Below are 14,767 nucleotides of genomic sequence, written 5' to 3'. Positions count from 1 at the left end.
TTCACGTGGTACGCGTAACGGATCCCGCATGGCGAACGGGACGTCGCGGGCAGCGTCGGCCCGGCGGTCGTCGGTGAGAGCCATCAACATAAACCTCCTGCCACACGGGCTTCCATACGGTGTCAGCCCGACGCCTGGATCGTCCCGATCTCGGCACCGATCTCATAGACCGTCTCGATGGCGCCGGTCCAGTGCACCGTGCCGGACGCGCCGGCTTCGACCTCGGTTTCGGCCTTGTCCGTCGCGATGATGAACAACGGGTCGCCCTCAGAGACGTTCGCTCCCTCATCCACGAGAAGCTCGATCAGCTCCGCCTCCGAGATCGCGACCGATACACGCGGAATACGGATCGCGAAGTCAGCCACAGGCACCGTCCCTGGTCGTTTCCGACCGCAGCGTCTGCTGGACCGCCGCGACAATACGTTCGGTGTTCGGGTATATCTGCGATTCCAGTGCCGGCGGGGCCGGATTCGGCACGAACCGGGCACCCACCCGCTCCACCGGCGCCTCAAGAACACCGAAGAGCTCGCGCTGCAGAATCGCGGCGATCTCCGCCCCGGGCCCGGCGAACCGCACCGCGTCATGCACCACCACAGCACGCCTCGTTCGACGCACCGAATCAACCATCGCCGGCACATCGAGCGGAACCAGGGTGCGCAGATCAAGCACCTCGGCGCTGACCCCCTCCGCCTCGAGCACGGCTGCCGCGCCGAGCGACTCGACCACCCCCCGGCCATAGCCGATCAACGTGACATCAGTACCCGGCCGCTTCACGTCCGCCTGACCCAGTGGAATCGAGAATCCCGGATCCACCGGTACCAACCCGCGCTGGCCCTGCAGACGAATCGTCTCCAGGAAGACGCACGGGTCATCATCAAAAATCGCCGACGTGAGAAGACCCTTGGCGTCCCGCGGCGTCGAAGGCACGATCACCTTCAACCCCGGAACATGCATGAACCACGCCTCCAACGACTGCGAGTGCGTCGCCCCGGTCCCCAACCCGCCATAGACCTGTGTCCGGACCGTGATCGGCGCGGTCGTCCGCCCCCCGGTCATGAACCGCATCTTCGCCGCATGATTGACGATCTGATCGGCGGCGATACCAATAAAATCCATGATCATGATTTCTGCGACCGGGCGGAACCCCTCCATCGCGGCACCGATCGCGGCACCCACGATCGCCGCTTCGGAAATCGGCGTGTCAAGCACCCGATCCGCGCCGTATTTGGTCGACAGCCCCTTGGTCGGCCCGCTGGAGCCGGGATCGGCAATATCCTCCCCCAGCAGGAAGACACGCTCATCAAGCGCCAACGCCTGGTCCAAAGCGAGGTTCAACGCCTCGCGCATCGTCATCCGTTGCTCGTCCACGTCCACCTCTATGCAGGTCCAATGATCGAGAAGGCGAACAGTCATCACGAGGCCGGCATTGCCCGGAGCCGCTCTTACCGTGACGCCAGCGGGATATGGGTCTAGGCGGGGCAGTTCCGCGGGTCGGCGTACACGTCACGATCCAGCTCGTCGAGTGCCGCGACCGGCGCCGCCAGGACCGCGGTCAACGCCTCCTCGACCGCCGCGACGGCGGCCGCCTCGATCTCGTCGAGCTCGTGCTCATCGCAGACCCCCGTCTCCAGCAGGCGCGACCGGAACCGCGGGATCGGATCAGCCTCGACAGCGGCGGCCATCCGTTCAGCTGGGATGTACGCCATGGGATCCCCGAAGTAGTGACCACGGAACCGGAACGTCACGCACTCCACCAGCGTCGGGCCCCCTCCGCTCCTCGCCCGCTCCACGGCCTGCGTCAACACGGCAAGCACGGCGAGAGGGTCGTTGCCGTCGACGCGGACACCCGGCATCCCGTACCCGCCCGCCCGGTCCGCGACCTGGGCGATCTTCATCGTGTGCTCAGTTGGCGTCATCTCGCCGTACTGGTTGTTCTGGCACACCAGCACCAACGGCAGATCCCACAGCGCCGCCATGTTCGCCGCCTCGTGAAACGAGCCGGTGTTCGTCGCCCCGTCACCGAAACTCACGGCCGTCACCCGATCCAGGCCCTTGCGCCGCGCCGCCATGGCCATCCCCACCGCGACCGGCGGCCCGGATCCCACAATCCCCGTCGACAACATGACGCCTGAGTCGGGGCGGGCAATGTGCATCGTCCCGCCCTTACCCCGGCCCGATCCCACCTGCCGGCCCAGCATCTCTCCGTAGATCTCCACCAACGGCACACCCTTGCCGATCAGGTCATGCAACCCCCGATAGGTCGTGACCAACTGATCGTCCGACCGAAGACACACCCCCATCGCCGCGGCAATCGCCTCCTGCCCACGAGGAGGCCAGTACACGCACTGCAGCTCACCCGACGCGATCCCTCTGCTCAGCCGGTCGTCGGCCGCCTTCATGAGCGTCATCAGCTCGTATAACCGGCGCCGCACCTGTCCCGAGATGCCCGCCGTTCGATCCGTCGTCATGTTCCTCCTCCTGCGACCGGTGCACCACCGCCAGACGGCGACACGCGAAGCGGCTGAGAGGCGGGAGCCTCGTGCATGTCTGTCGGGGTGACGAGCCGCAACATCGGGCAGGACCGCACCGCAGCATCCGTGTGGCGATCGCCCCACCATTGGGTGCTCCACCCTCGATCATTCACGTATACAATAATCGACCCGCCGGTGTATACAAGTCCTTCTGACGAAGCGCTGTCGGGCGACACCGAAGACGCGGCAGGAGGCCGTGCCGGATTCAGGTACGACCTCCTTCATGCCTTCTTGTCTGTCATCCACCGGCTGACAGCAGGTCGTTCCGCCGAAGCGTCCGGAAACCCGAACCCTCGAACCGAGAGGAAGACGGAGTCCTCCTCTCGCTTCGCTAGGCCAGTCGCGCCGACCAGCCGCCATCGACTGGAATGACGACTCCGGTCACGAAGGAGGCGCGGTCCGAGGCCAGAAAAGCCGCTACCTCGGCCAGCTCCCGCGGTTGACCGCCCCGTTTGAGTGCAGCCTTCGAACTCATCTCGCGCAGCAACTCAGGCGGCCCTTTCATGATATCGGTGAGCGTAAATCCAGGTGCGATGACGTTTGCCCGGATGCCCATGGGACCGTACTCGACGGCCACCGCCTTGGTAAGGGCATGGGTGCCGGCTTTCGCGGCAGCATACATGATTGACGTCCGGCTCTGGACGTTGACTGCTGAGATCGAGGAGAAGTTGACGATGCTGCCGCCGCCTGAGCGGAGCATCGCTGGAATCGCATGTTCGGTCATAATGAGCACGCCACGCAGATTCACCTGGGTCATCTTCTCGAACTCGGCGACGGCGACGACCTCAGGTGGCCGGGTACCGTGGGTACCGGCCACGTTCAGCACGGCATCGACGCGTCCGAACTCCTTGATAGTGGCCTCGAACATCGCAGCAACGCCCGTCTCGTCGGAGACGTCGCAGTGGAAGGGAAGGACATTTCCGCCAACTTCGGCCGCAGTGTCCTTCTCCGCACCACTTATATCGACGGCCACCACCTTGGCACCCTCCTGCACGAAGAGCTTTGTAGATGCCTTCGCTATCCCCGATCCAGCGCCGGTTATCACCGCCACCTTCCCGTCAAGCATGCCCATTACTCACCTCCGTAGACCGGTGCATCGGGACCGGTACCCTCGTCACCAGCACACAACGACTCAAGTACGCGGCCATGAACGGCCCGTCGTTCTTCCTGACTCATCATGAACAAAACCTAATTCCCATACCTCTGCGGGCTCACAGGCAGCACCGCTGGCTGGCTGGCACGCGAAACGGGTCGGCGTCGCAGACGCTGGCTAAGCGCTCTGAACGCAGTCAGGCCTTCGGACGGTCGCCAGTGATGGTGATGCGGCGCAGGACCCGACGTTCCGCGTAGTCGGCGACCGCACGATGTTGCGTAACCCGCTCTTCCCACACTGCGATCATGTTCGGCTGCCAACGCAGACGGACGTGGAACTCCGGCGTATTGACGTGTTCGTACAGCATCCGCAGGAGCGTCTCGTTCTCCCGCTCACTCATCCCGACGAGCCGCTCCGTGTAAACCGAGTTGACGTAGAGAGCCTTCCGCCGAGTCACCGGATCGGTGATCACGACAGGATGCACGTGACTTTCCCCCTGGCCGAAGGCGTCGTGGTACCGCGCCACCGCAGCGGTGCTGTGCACAGCCTCCATGCCGTCGAACAGCCGCTGGTATCGGGACGATAAGGCATCGAATGCCGCGGTCATGCTTGCCCACATGGTGTCACCACCGAAGGCCGGGACCTCCACCGAGCATAAGAGTGCGGCTTGGGGGGGCTTCTCCTGAGGACTCCCGTCCGTGTGCCAGTAGCTCGTCCGGAGTCGCACCGCGTCGGCGCCCTCCTCGGTTACGAATTGGCCAGGCCCTTTCCCATAGGGATAGACATATTGCTCACCAAAGACCGAGGAAAACCCCGAGAACTGCTCGCCGCTGATTGCCGTGTCCGAATGGAAGAACAGCACGCCGTGTTCATGCAACGATCGCAGCAGCACCGACGCCACCTCGTCGCCGTGGGCAACGTGGACGTCGACACCGTGGACGATCGCACCGATGTTCCCCGTCACCTTCTCGAATCTGATACTGCCGACTGTCGAGAGTCTCTGCGCCGGCGTAGTTTCTACACCCATGGATACCGACCTCCTTTAACTGACGATGTCAGAACACGCGCACCCGTTCGCCAAGCGGACTCTGCTGACGCCGGGGCTCGGAGCGGATACGGCTCGCGCGGTACCCGGCCGCGCCGTGCACGAAACTTGACGACAATGCTGAGGACTAACTCTCGTATCCGGGCAGTCCGAGCATCTCACGGGCCTCGGCCGGTGTGGCGACCTCCCGGCCCATGCTTCGAGCCATCTCGACGACACGCGTGACGAGCTCGGCGTTCGTGGGCATGCCGAGCTCCTGGTATGAATGGTCGGCGACGCCGATGGCGACGTGGCCGCCGGATTCGATCGCGCCTGCGAGCGCCGGAAACGCATTGCCGCCGATCACACTTAGGAACCAGGGCCAGTTCGCCTGCGCCGGAAAGAAGTCGAGGAGCGCGTGCAGCCCCCTGATCGTTGCCGGATGTCCATAACTGACGAACGGGTCCGCGAACAGCGTCAGCTCACAGAACAGCGGCTCCTTGTACAGTCCCATCTCGAGGAACGCCTCGGTGAGCCGAACCCCAGCGATGTTCCATATCATGGATACCGGCTGCACCCCGACAGCGCTCACGGTCTCGCAGACATGCGTGAGCATCTTCGTCGTGTTCAAATAGACTCGATCGTTGCTGATGAACGCTCTGCGCTGCGAGTCGTACCGGTCCAGGTTGGTGGTCAGCATGTCGACTGGGACGCAGTCGGGCCTGGTCGCCGGATCCTTCGCCATCTCGACGATGTGCCCCACACGCTCCTCAGCGGTCGGCAACATGCTCGCGCCCAGCGTCGGAAACGTGATGAGATCACTCTCCTGCTTGATCCGCCGCACCACGTCCGCGTACAGATCCACATCAGCAGACTGCGCACCCGTCTCGGGATCCCGGGCGTGGTAGTGCACGAGTGACGCACCCTGCTGCCAGCACTCGACTGCCTGGCTAGCGATCTCCTCAGGGCTGTAGGGAACGTGTGGACTGATGTCCCTAGTCGTTCCCTCGTTGATCCGGACCTCGATGATGAGCTTCTGCTTCGTCATACACACCTCACGTTCGCCACGCCGGCTTACGTCGAGCCAGTCGGCCTCGTAGTCGAGGCCGTAGAGGGAGCCCCGGGACCGGGGCAAGCCGCCCGCAGGTGGGATCACTCGACCCCTTGGGAGTTGCCGATACGGGACCCTCGATCCACGACCTGCTGATCCGTGGATCTCGGCCCCGACGGGTGATGCGGACGCCGGCCGTGCGGGCGCTCGGCCCTGGTGAGACCGCCGCACCGGTGCGTCCGGCGCGGTACCGACCGGTTGATGCCGAGCTCACGGCGGCCGCTCATAGGCCACCTCACCTTGGGCTTGGGTCATCATCCCGACGTACCTCCTGGGCGACCGACCTTCGGATGAACGGACCTGCGTGCCTGCGACCCCACCCTCCCCCTTGCCAACTGTTGTATACACCTCTCAGGCATGGTTGTATACAAACTGTCCGAGATCCGCAAGAGGTGGATCTGGTCACCGGACCGTCCGCGGAGCCGGGCATGTCCGTCTGGCTGGCCACGCCAGATCCAAGATCGATAACAGGGTGGAGGTGGGGCTACATCATCGCGCCAGCGGTCCTCGAAAGATCATCCCCGCGGCGGGGCAGCAATGACCAAGGCGGGGGTTCGGCGAGACGAGGCATGCCTGCTCGCCTGCCGTAACGGTCGACGCTAGACCTTGCCGTCAGTGCGCATAAATTCCTCTACTCGCCAAGGGCTTGCGATAGTCAAGGAAGACACTTCGCGCACGATCCAGCCGGGACGGATGTACGTTTTCGTCGACCTGACGGGCGCAACACCCATGAAAGGCACGAACGCAAGACTGGGGCCGCGGACCTGTAGAAGAGGGGCCTACCCAGAACACTGGAGAAAATGCCGCCGGGGCGCCGCATGAATGTGTGGCCTCCTGGGCCGGCGTGACACAAGAGGCGGGCAGCTATGGACAAGCTAGATGGGCGCGGCGCAGTGGTTGTCGGCGGCGGGAGCGGAATCGGTCGCGGGATTGCTTTGGGTCTCGCCGGTGAGGGCATGCGAGTCGTCGTTGCTGACATCGACTCCGGCAGCGCGGGAGCAGTACGCGACGAGATCGTGCGGCGCGGTGGCGACGCGTACGCTTCACGCGTGGACGCGACCGATCGCGACTCGTTAGCGGAACTCGCGGCCGGCGCAGCACGCGATCTGGGCGGCGTGCATGTGCTCGTGAACACGGTCGGCGTCCACACCAACGCTCCACTCACCACGGCCAGCGAGCAACTGTGGGCGTGGTTCGTCGAGTTTCACCTCATGGCAGCCGTGCGCGTGGTCCAGGCGTTCCTGCCGCTTCTGCGTGGACACGGCGACGAATCGCACATCGTGCTCACATCGTCAATGGCCGGCCTGCTGGCGTTACCCGCGAAGCAGACGGGCGGCACGGACACCGGCGTGTACACCACGTTGAAGCACGCCGTTCTCGGGTACGGCGAGATGCTGCGGCACGAGCTCGCGTCCGAAGATATCGGGGTGTCGGTGCTCTGTCCCGGAGCGGTGGCAACCAACTTGGTCTCGACGTCTGCCCGGCACCGCCCGGAGCGGTTCGGTGGACCGGCGCCCGATCCGATGGCGGGTCGCGAGCTGCCGTCGGACCTGCTGCTGAGCATGATGTCGGACGAGGCCGTGGGGCCGATTGTCGTGCGGGGCATCCGCGCCAACCGAACGTACATCATCACACATCCGGAGATGGCGGGCATGGTGCGTGCCCGCCATCAGCAGCTCCTGGAGGACTTCGCGTTCTTCTCAGCGACGTGACCGCCAGACCTGGCCGGGATCCCGGTCAGACGCGGTTCGACGCGCTGCGCGGCACGTCGCGGAACGGGCGGTCCCGGTCGGGTGTGCGCTCGCGGGGCATGCCGAGCACCCGCTCACTGATCACGTTACGGGCCATCTCCGTGGTGCCGCCGCCGATGCAGGACGTCTGCCGCATCAGGAAGTCATCGCCGCAGTTCGCGGCCGCGCCGTCGTCCGCCGTCCAGGCCGCCCCCGCGGGGCCGGCGATCTCGAACGCGATGGTGGCCTTCCGCGCGGAGGAGACACCCGCGAACAGGCGGGTGATCGCGGCGGACTGTTCGGATATCCGGCCCGCGGCGACACCGCGGCCGATCCGGCGCCGGAGTGTCTGGCCGACGAGCTCGAGCATGTGGGCCTCGCCGAGGAGGTCCCGGACGCAGCGATCGTCGAATCGTCCGGTGTCCCGGGCGACGTTGACGATGGAGGCGGCGCCGACCTCGCCGGGCGAGGTTCCCACCGGGATGCTGACGAACGGCGAGTTGAAGAGCATCCGCTCGTGGAACATCCACCGCGTGCCCACCGTCCAGCCGCCGTCGACGTCGCCGATGCGGTCGCTGTCCGGGACCCGGACGTCGGTCAGGAACTCCTGGCAGAACTCGGTCGAGCCGTTCAGCATCTCGATGCGGTGCACCTCGATGCCCGGCTGGTGGATCGGCAGGATGAACACGGTCAGGCCGCGGTGCTTCGGGACATCCCAGTTCGTCCGGGCCAGGCACAGGCCCCAGTCGGCGGTCGAGGCGCCGGTCGTCCAGACCTTCGAGCCGTTCAGGATCCAGTCGTCGCCGTCGCGGACGGCGCTGGTGAGGGCGGCCGCGACGTCCGACCCGCCGCTGGGTTCGGACAGCAGCTGCATCCAGATCTCCTCGCCCTTGAGAATGGCGGGGATGTGCCGGCGCTTCTGCTCCTCGGTGCCGAAGTCCAGCAGCACGGCACCGCAGGGCGAGAACGACGGCGCCTGCAGCCGCGCCGGGTACTCGTAGCCCACGATCTCGGCGTTGAACGCGCGCTGGTGGTCCGTCGTCAGGCCCTGCCCGCCGTACTCCCGGGGGAAGCCGATCCCGGCGAGGCCGGCGTCGAAGATCATGCGCTGGAGCTCACGCTCCCGGGCGAGCGCGGCGTGTTCCTCCTCCTCGGTCTGGACCGGTAACGCGAGGGTGGGCGCGAGTGTCTCGTGCGGCTCCAGCGGGCGGAGGTTCGCGCGGATCCAGGCGCGGGCACGCAGCCGGAAACTCTCGACGTCCTCGATGGCGTCGGTCATACCCGCTCCTTCCGGTTCTCGAGCACGGTGCTGATGCGTTGGCGATGGTCGGCCGGCGTGCCGTACAGGGCCCTGTTCACGGTGACCCGGCGCAGGTAGAGGTGCAGGTCGTGCTCGAAGGTCACGCCGATCCCACCGTGGATCTGCACGCAGTCCTGGACCAGCTCGGAGCCGTAGTCACCGATGAACGCCTTGGCGGCGCTCACCAGCTCCTTCGCGTCGGGCGACCGGTCGTCGACCGCCGCCGCGGCGGCGTCGTTGACGGCGTGGCAGGCTTCCAGCCACGTCTTCTGGTCCGCGAAGCGGTGCTTGAGCTCCTGGTAGGAGGCCAGCGGGCGACCGAACGAGTAACGGTCGAACGCCCATTGCAGCGTCATGTCGAAGGCGGTCTGCAGGGCGCCCACCGCCTCGGCGTTGCCTATCACCACGGCGAGCTGGAGCTGGTACTCGAGGAGCTCGTCGGCGTCGCCCGGCTCCCCCACGAGGGCCTCGACCGGGAGCCGGACGCCGTCGAACGTCACCGCCGCGAAGCGGCGGGTCAGGTCCGCCGTGCGCATCGGCTCGATCGACACCCCGGCGGTGTCGGTCGGGACGAGGATCTGCGTGAGCCCACCCTCGGCCCGGGCCGTGACCAGGATGTGGTGCGCCTGGCCCGCCGCCTCGACGGGACGCTGGACGCCGTCGAGGACGACCTCGCCGTCGGCGATCCGGCAGCGCGGGCCCGCGGGGCCGCGGCCGTCGGTGTCGACGGCCGGGCCGAAGCACCACGCCGCGACCGACGTGCCGGCCAGCAGCGACTCGAGGACGGGACGGTGCGCCTCGCCACCGAAGGTGCTCAGCGTCCCGGCGACCACGTTGGTCGGGACCAGCGGTCCCGGCGCCGCGTGCACGCCGAACTCATGGGCGATCGTGGTGAGGTCCACCAGCCCCCCGCCGCTGACCGAGCCTCCGCCGTGTTCCTCGCTGACCAGCAGCGACGTCCACCCGAGCTCGGCGCCCTCGCGCCAGTAGTCGGGATCGAAGCCGGCGGGGTGGTTCCGGAGACTCCGGACCTCGCTGATCGGCACCCGACTGGTCAGGAATCTCGCGGTGGTATCCCGAAAGATCTCCTGGTCGGAGCTCAGTTCCAACAGCATGTCGGGTTTTCCTCCAGGTCGCTGGCGGCACCGCCGGGGCCGGTCGGTCCTACCGGCCGAAGAAGAAGCGCACGTTCTGCTCCGCGGGCGGGTACGACCCCGTGATGCCGGCGCTGCAGTAGCCCGCGTCAGTGATGACGGTGATCCCGCTGACCGCCGCGGCGGCGTCGCTGCAGAGGAACAGCAGCGGGTAGGCCTGCTCGAGCGAGGTCGCCGCCTCGATGCCGATCTCGGCCCGGTAGTCGGCGCCGAAGCCGAGCCACATCTCCTTGTTGGCCTGCGCCAGGGGGGTGTCGGTGGGCCCGGGGCAGATGGCGTTGACGCGGATGCCCTGCTTCTGCAGCGCGAACGACTCGCGAGCCACGTAGGCGCAGACCGCCTGCTTGCTCCACATGTAGTCGGCCTTGCCATGCTCGTGGACCCACTGTGTCGCCGCGTCGAAGCCGGTGATGTCGAGGAACTCGTTGAGCAGCGGGAGGTTGCCCTCCCAGCCGAGGCCGGCCGCCGACGAGATGAAGCCGATGGCCGAGCCGCGGGGCAGCAGTCCCCCGGCCAGCAGCCGGTCGATCAGGTACCGGTGGCCGATGAAGTTGATCCGCTCGATGCCGGCCGTGCCGTCGGCGACACCGGCGGCGGAGAACAGCGCGTGGACCGGCCCGCCGACCTGCTCGACGGCCGCGTCGATCGACGCCGCGTCCGCCAGGTTGACGTGGATGGACTTGGCGCCCGGCAGCGTGACCTCGGCGTAGTCCATGACCACGACCTCGGCGCCGGCGCTCTGCGCTAATTCGGCGGTGGCCGCACCCATGCCGGTCGCGCCGCCGACGACGAGGACCCGCTTCCCGTCGTACCGGAAGGCGTCGAACAAGGTCATGTCAGTCTCTCCTAGTTACTCAGTCGGATGGTCGGTGCGCGGACGGCCCGGGTGGTCGCTACGCGACGACGCCGCGGACCTTGAGGTCCACGACCGTGTCCCAGTCGAGCCCGAGCTCCGCGAGGATCTCGTCACCGTGCTCGTTGAACTGCGGCGCCCGGCGGGTGGCCGGCGGCCGCTCGTCGAACTGCACCGGCGCGGCGGCCAGCTGGAACGGCACGCCGGCCGCCGTCTCGAGGTCCTGGATGTAGCCGTTCGCGACGGACTGGGGGTCGACCGCGACCTCCTGCGTGTCCTGCACGACCGCCCACTGGCCGACGAAGTCGGCCAGCCGCGACCGCCACTCCTCGAGCGTGCGCTCCGCGAAGGCCTCGCGCAGCAGGGCGATCGCCTCGGTGCTGTTGTCCCGCAGCGCCGTGTGGTCGGCGAACCGGGGGTCGACCGCCAGCTCCGGGCGCCCGATCACCTCGCACATCGGCGGCCAGTACCGGCCCGCCTGCAGGCAGGAGAACGCCAGCCAGCGCCCGTCCTTGGTGAGGTAGTTGCCGACGAGCGGGTTGGCCATCGCGTTCAGCGGCAGCGGCTCCCACGGCATGTTCAGCACCAGCGAGAGCCCGAGCGCCTGGCCCATGGCCCACAGGCCGGTGCCGAGCAGGGACACGTCCACGATGCTGGCGACACCGGTCCGCTCCCGGTGGAACAGAGCGCCCATGATGCCGCCGGCGATCGTCATCGCGCCGATCGAGTCCCCGAAGCCCGGGGCCGGCGGGCTCGGCACGTGCCCGTACTCCGGACGGGTCAGGCCCGACGCGATCCCGGCGCGGGCCCAGAACGCGAGCGAGTCGTAGGACCCCCGGTCGGCGTCGGGGCCACGCTCGCCCTGGCCGGTGCCGCGCACGTAGATGATGCGCGGGTTGTGCTCGCGGATCGACTCGACGTCGATCTTCAGCTTCGCCCGCACCTTCGGCAGCTTGTTGGTGAGGAACACGTCGGACGTCGCGGCCAGCCGGTAGAGCAGATCGCGACCCTCGGCGGAGGTCAGGTCGAGGCCCAGGCTGCGCTTCCCGCGGTTGGAGTGCTCCAGCAGCACGTGGACGTCCGCCGGCACGGCAGCCACCCCGGCCGAGGCGAGCCCGCGCATGGCGTCGCCGCGCTCGACATGCTCGATCTTGATGACCTCCGCGCCCCAGTCGGCCAGCAGGGCCGAGGCCGCCGGCACGAAGGTGTGCTCGGCGACCTCGAGGACGCGGACGCCCGCCATGACACCGGTCATCGAACCCCGCCCACGTCCTGCAGCCCGTCGGCCTCCACCCGGCCCACTCCGGCGGCCTCGTTGCGCTTGCGCCACTCCGCCCGCGACATCCGCGTCACGTCCACGTCGGTGGCCTGCGCGCGCAGCGCCCCCACCGTCGCCTGCTCCTTCGGGACGTGACTGAACGGGTCCCAGTTGAAGAAGCGGGCACTGTTCTCCCAGGTGATCTTGTGAATCTCGTCATCCGGGACGCCGGCGTTCTGCAGCTCGTTCCACACGAACTCCGGCGACTCCGGCCAGGTCGTGTCGGTGTGCGGGTAGTCGCACTCCCAGGCGATCACCTCGACGCCGATGTCGTGCCGCATCTTGAGGCCGGCGGGGTCGGTGATGAAACACGCCAGGAAGTGCTCGCGGAAGACCTCCGAGGGAAGCTTCCCACCGAAGTCGCCGTCGATCCAGGTCTGGTTCTGGAAATGACGGTCGATACGGTCGAGATAGAACGGGATCCAGCCGATGCCGCCCTCGGAGAGGGCGACCCGCAGCTTCGGGAACCGACGCAGCGTGGGACCGAACAGCAGGTCCTGCGCGGTGAGCATCGTCAGCTGCGACGGTATCACGATGGAATGGTCGACTGGCGCCTCGGGAGCCAGCTGCACGATGTCCCAGGCGCCGCCGATGTGCAGGCAGAGCACCATGTCCTCGTCAACGAGTGCCTTCAGCATCGGATCCCAGTAGCCCGACAGGAAGCTCGGCCAGCCCTGCCCGTGCGGCGCCTCCAGGAAACTGATCGCGCGGCACCCCTTCCGGGCGATTCTCCGGACCTCCGCGACCGCCAGGTCGACGTCCCACATGGGGACGATTCCCAGCGGGATGAACCGGCCGGGGTAGGTGGCGCACCACTCGTCGATGTGCCAGTCGTTGTACGCCTGGAGCATGATGTAGGAAATCTGCTTGTCGCCGGCCTCGCTGAAGGTCCGGGCGTTGAAGCCGGCCATCGTCGGGAAGCACATCGAGGCCAGCACGCCGTTGACGTTCATGTCACGGACGCGCTCGTGGACGTCGAAACAGCCCGGCCGCATCTCGGACATCGAGCCGGGATGGAATCCCCACTCCTCCCGGGGCCAGCCAACGGTCGCCGCCATGCCGAACGGCGTCGCGGTCGCCTGCCCCTGGAACACCCAGAGATCCGCGCCCTCCGAACCGCGCACGACCTTCGGAGCCTGGTCCAGCCACTTCGCCGGAACATGCCGCTTGTACATGTCCGGGGGCTCGATCGAATGGTCGTCAATGCTGATCAGGATCATGTCCGACTGCTGCATTTTCCCTCTCCCCTGGGGCTGCGGCGGAACGGTACGAAACACTGATGCCGGGACGGCCGGTCAGCCGATGCGGACGGGCATCTTCTCCCAGCCCCGCACGGTCGAGGTGCGGGCCTGGACCGCGTTGTCCCAGTCGACCTCCCAGTCGGGGAAGCGCTGGAGCACCTCGTCCAGCGCCACCCGGCCCTCGAGGCGGGCCAGTGCGGCACCGAGGCAGTGGTGGATGCCGTAGCCGAAACCGAGATGGCGACCCACGGAGCGGTGGATGTCGAAACGGTCGGGATCGGGGAAACGGCGCTCGTCCCGGTTGGCCGAACCGTTGAGAAGAAGAACGATGCTGCCCGCGGGTATCGTCCGGCCGTGCTGTTCCACATCGCGTTCGATGTACCGCGCCTGTACCGGGGAGGGCGCTTCGTACCGCAGCACCTCCTCGACCGCGTTGGGAATCAGCGATCGATCCGCGGCGAGTTCGTGGCGCTGGTCCGCGTGTTCACCGAGGAGCTTCCCGGCCCAACCGACGAGCCGTGCCGTCGTCTCGTTCCCGGCCCCGGCCAGCAGGTTGATGTAGGCGATCACCTCATCCCGGGTCAGCGTGCGGACGGTCCCGGTCTCGTCCTCGAACTCCGCGTTCATGAGTTCCGTCATGAGGTCGTCCGAGGGATGTTCGGCCCGCCAGTCGACGTAGTCGCTGAACGCGCCGTCGATGCCGATGTCGGGTGGCGTCGGGTTGTCCGGGTCCTCGATGCGGAGATTGTCGTCGAAGAGGCTTCTGATCGCCTCCTGATCCTCCTCCGGAATACCCAGAAGATAGCCGATCGTGCGCATCGCCATGTGCGTACCGAGGTCTCCGATGAAATCGAATCCAGCGGTGCCGACAAACGGGTCGAGGGAACGCCCGCAGAACTCGCGGACCTTCGACTCGAGGGCGTTCATCTTCTTCGGCGTGAACACGCGGGCCATGACACCGCGGTGGGCGTGGTGCACAGGAGGATCCTCGAAGAGGATGTTCCCGGGGGGTATGGGGACGTTCGCCTTGATGATCTCCAGGAGAGTGCCCCGCCCGGACAGGAAGGTGCCCCATTCGCTCAGGGCGCGCTCGACGTCCTCGAAGCGACTCAGCGCGTAGAAGTCGTGCTTCTCGTTGTAGTAGAGCGGCGCCTCGTCGCGCAGCCGCCGCCACACCGGGTAGGGGTCGGCGTCGATCTGGAAGTCGTAAGGGTCATAGTAGACGTCACCTAAATGGCTGGCGAGTGACACGGTTGCTCCTTCACTGGGACATACGGCTTTCATAAATGCCTCGCGCCTCGGCGTCATCCGCGGGGGTCGTCGTCACGTGTCCGTCCGGGCACGCCGCCGGCGGCGGACCGTGCGGTTCCGGCCCTGCCGAGCGTGCCGGTGGGCCGCAGGTCGCGTACCGA

General features: G+C 67.0%; 13 protein-coding genes. 1 reads left to right on the top strand and 12 read right to left on the bottom strand.

Annotated elements, in window-relative coordinates:
- Positions 1-122 precede the first annotated feature (122 nt).
- The 6 genes from MXD62_RS17455 to MXD62_RS17430 form a co-directional block, all read right to left on the bottom strand.
- On the bottom strand, positions 123-365 hold the full coding sequence (locus tag MXD62_RS17455) for a lipoyl domain-containing protein (protein ID WP_248830559.1): 243 nt from the start codon (positions 363-365) through the stop codon (positions 123-125).
- Positions 358-1,368: an alpha-ketoacid dehydrogenase subunit beta gene (locus MXD62_RS17450; protein WP_368862414.1), complete on the bottom strand. Its 1,011-nt coding sequence runs from the start codon at positions 1,366-1,368 to the stop codon at positions 358-360. Before MXD62_RS17450 ends, MXD62_RS17455 begins: the two co-directional genes overlap by 8 nt.
- A 101-nt stretch (positions 1,369-1,469) precedes the next feature.
- Positions 1,470-2,468, bottom strand: a complete 999-nt coding sequence (locus MXD62_RS17445) for a thiamine pyrophosphate-dependent dehydrogenase E1 component subunit alpha (protein WP_112105823.1) — start codon at positions 2,466-2,468, stop codon at positions 1,470-1,472.
- Positions 2,469-2,862: 394 nt separating this feature from the next.
- Positions 2,863-3,603 (bottom strand): SDR family NAD(P)-dependent oxidoreductase, encoded by a 741-nt coding sequence (locus MXD62_RS17440; protein ID WP_248830557.1) that lies wholly within the window; start codon positions 3,601-3,603, stop codon positions 2,863-2,865.
- Between the two features lie 217 nt (positions 3,604-3,820).
- Positions 3,821-4,651, bottom strand: a complete 831-nt coding sequence (locus MXD62_RS17435) for a TauD/TfdA family dioxygenase (RefSeq protein ID WP_248830555.1) — start codon at positions 4,649-4,651, stop codon at positions 3,821-3,823.
- 145 nt (positions 4,652-4,796) lie between these two features.
- Entirely contained in the window at positions 4,797-5,696 is a 900-nt protein-coding gene (locus MXD62_RS17430) for a 3-keto-5-aminohexanoate cleavage protein (RefSeq protein ID WP_112105826.1), read from the bottom strand.
- 929 nt (positions 5,697-6,625) lie between these two features.
- Here MXD62_RS17430 and MXD62_RS17425 point away from each other — a divergent pair.
- A complete protein-coding gene (locus MXD62_RS17425; RefSeq protein WP_248830548.1) occupies positions 6,626-7,471 on the top strand; it encodes an SDR family NAD(P)-dependent oxidoreductase in 846 nt (281 codons plus the stop codon).
- A 25-nt stretch (positions 7,472-7,496) separates the two neighbouring features.
- On the opposite strand, the gene MXD62_RS17420 is transcribed toward MXD62_RS17425, so the two are convergent.
- The 6 genes from MXD62_RS17420 to MXD62_RS17395 are packed head-to-tail and all read right to left on the bottom strand — an operon-like array spanning position 7,497 to position 14,639.
- Complete coding sequence (locus tag MXD62_RS17420) at positions 7,497-8,768, bottom strand: acyl-CoA dehydrogenase family protein (protein WP_248830546.1); 1,272 nt, start codon at positions 8,766-8,768, stop codon at positions 7,497-7,499.
- Positions 8,765-9,904 carry an acyl-CoA dehydrogenase family protein gene (locus MXD62_RS17415; protein WP_248830544.1) on the bottom strand — a complete coding sequence of 380 codons (1,140 nt, stop codon included), beginning with the start codon at positions 9,902-9,904 and terminating at the stop codon, positions 8,765-8,767. Before MXD62_RS17415 ends, MXD62_RS17420 begins: the two co-directional genes overlap by 4 nt.
- A gap of 49 nt (positions 9,905-9,953) precedes the next feature.
- Entirely contained in the window at positions 9,954-10,778 is an 825-nt protein-coding gene (locus tag MXD62_RS17410) for an SDR family oxidoreductase (RefSeq protein ID WP_248830542.1), read from the bottom strand.
- A gap of 58 nt (positions 10,779-10,836) precedes the next feature.
- Positions 10,837-12,051 (bottom strand): CaiB/BaiF CoA-transferase family protein, encoded by a 1,215-nt coding sequence (locus MXD62_RS17405; protein ID WP_248830534.1) that lies wholly within the window; start codon positions 12,049-12,051, stop codon positions 10,837-10,839.
- On the bottom strand, positions 12,048-13,349 hold the full coding sequence (locus MXD62_RS17400) for an amidohydrolase family protein (protein ID WP_248830532.1): 1,302 nt from the start codon (positions 13,347-13,349) through the stop codon (positions 12,048-12,050). Before MXD62_RS17400 ends, MXD62_RS17405 begins: the two co-directional genes overlap by 4 nt.
- 60 nt (positions 13,350-13,409) lie before the next feature.
- A complete protein-coding gene (locus MXD62_RS17395; protein ID WP_248830530.1) occupies positions 13,410-14,639 on the bottom strand; it encodes a cytochrome P450 in 1,230 nt (409 codons plus the stop codon).
- Between the last annotated feature and the right edge of the window lie 128 nt (positions 14,640-14,767).

It is taken from the genome of Frankia sp. Mgl5, from assembly GCF_023242985.1.
GTDB classification, from domain to species: domain Bacteria; phylum Actinomycetota; class Actinomycetes; order Frankiales; family Frankiaceae; genus Parafrankia; species Parafrankia soli.
This window is presented reverse-complemented; position numbering and strand designations above follow the sequence as displayed.

Bases quoted from the DNA above. Each gene is read 5' to 3' on its own strand.
- MXD62_RS17410 (WP_248830542.1), bottom strand. From the start codon at position 10,778: ATGACCTTGTTCGACGCCTTCCGGTACGACGGGAAGCGGGTCCTCGTC.
- MXD62_RS17395 (WP_248830530.1), bottom strand. From the start codon at position 14,639: ATGAAAGCCGTATGTCCCAGTGAAGGAGCAACCGTGTCACTCGCCAGC.
- MXD62_RS17400 (WP_248830532.1), bottom strand. From the start codon at position 13,349: ATGCAGCAGTCGGACATGATCCTGATCAGCATTGACGACCATTCGATC.
- MXD62_RS17435 (WP_248830555.1), bottom strand. From the start codon at position 4,651: ATGGGTGTAGAAACTACGCCGGCGCAGAGACTCTCGACAGTCGGCAGT.
- MXD62_RS17425 (WP_248830548.1), top strand. From the start codon at position 6,626: ATGGACAAGCTAGATGGGCGCGGCGCAGTGGTTGTCGGCGGCGGGAGC.
- MXD62_RS17415 (WP_248830544.1), bottom strand. From the start codon at position 9,904: ATGCTGTTGGAACTGAGCTCCGACCAGGAGATCTTTCGGGATACCACC.
- MXD62_RS17405 (WP_248830534.1), bottom strand. From the start codon at position 12,051: ATGACCGGTGTCATGGCGGGCGTCCGCGTCCTCGAGGTCGCCGAGCAC.
- MXD62_RS17420 (WP_248830546.1), bottom strand. From the start codon at position 8,768: ATGACCGACGCCATCGAGGACGTCGAGAGTTTCCGGCTGCGTGCCCGC.
- MXD62_RS17430 (WP_112105826.1), bottom strand. From the start codon at position 5,696: ATGACGAAGCAGAAGCTCATCATCGAGGTCCGGATCAACGAGGGAACG.
- MXD62_RS17440 (WP_248830557.1), bottom strand. From the start codon at position 3,603: ATGGGCATGCTTGACGGGAAGGTGGCGGTGATAACCGGCGCTGGATCG.
- MXD62_RS17445 (WP_112105823.1), bottom strand. From the start codon at position 2,468: ATGACGACGGATCGAACGGCGGGCATCTCGGGACAGGTGCGGCGCCGG.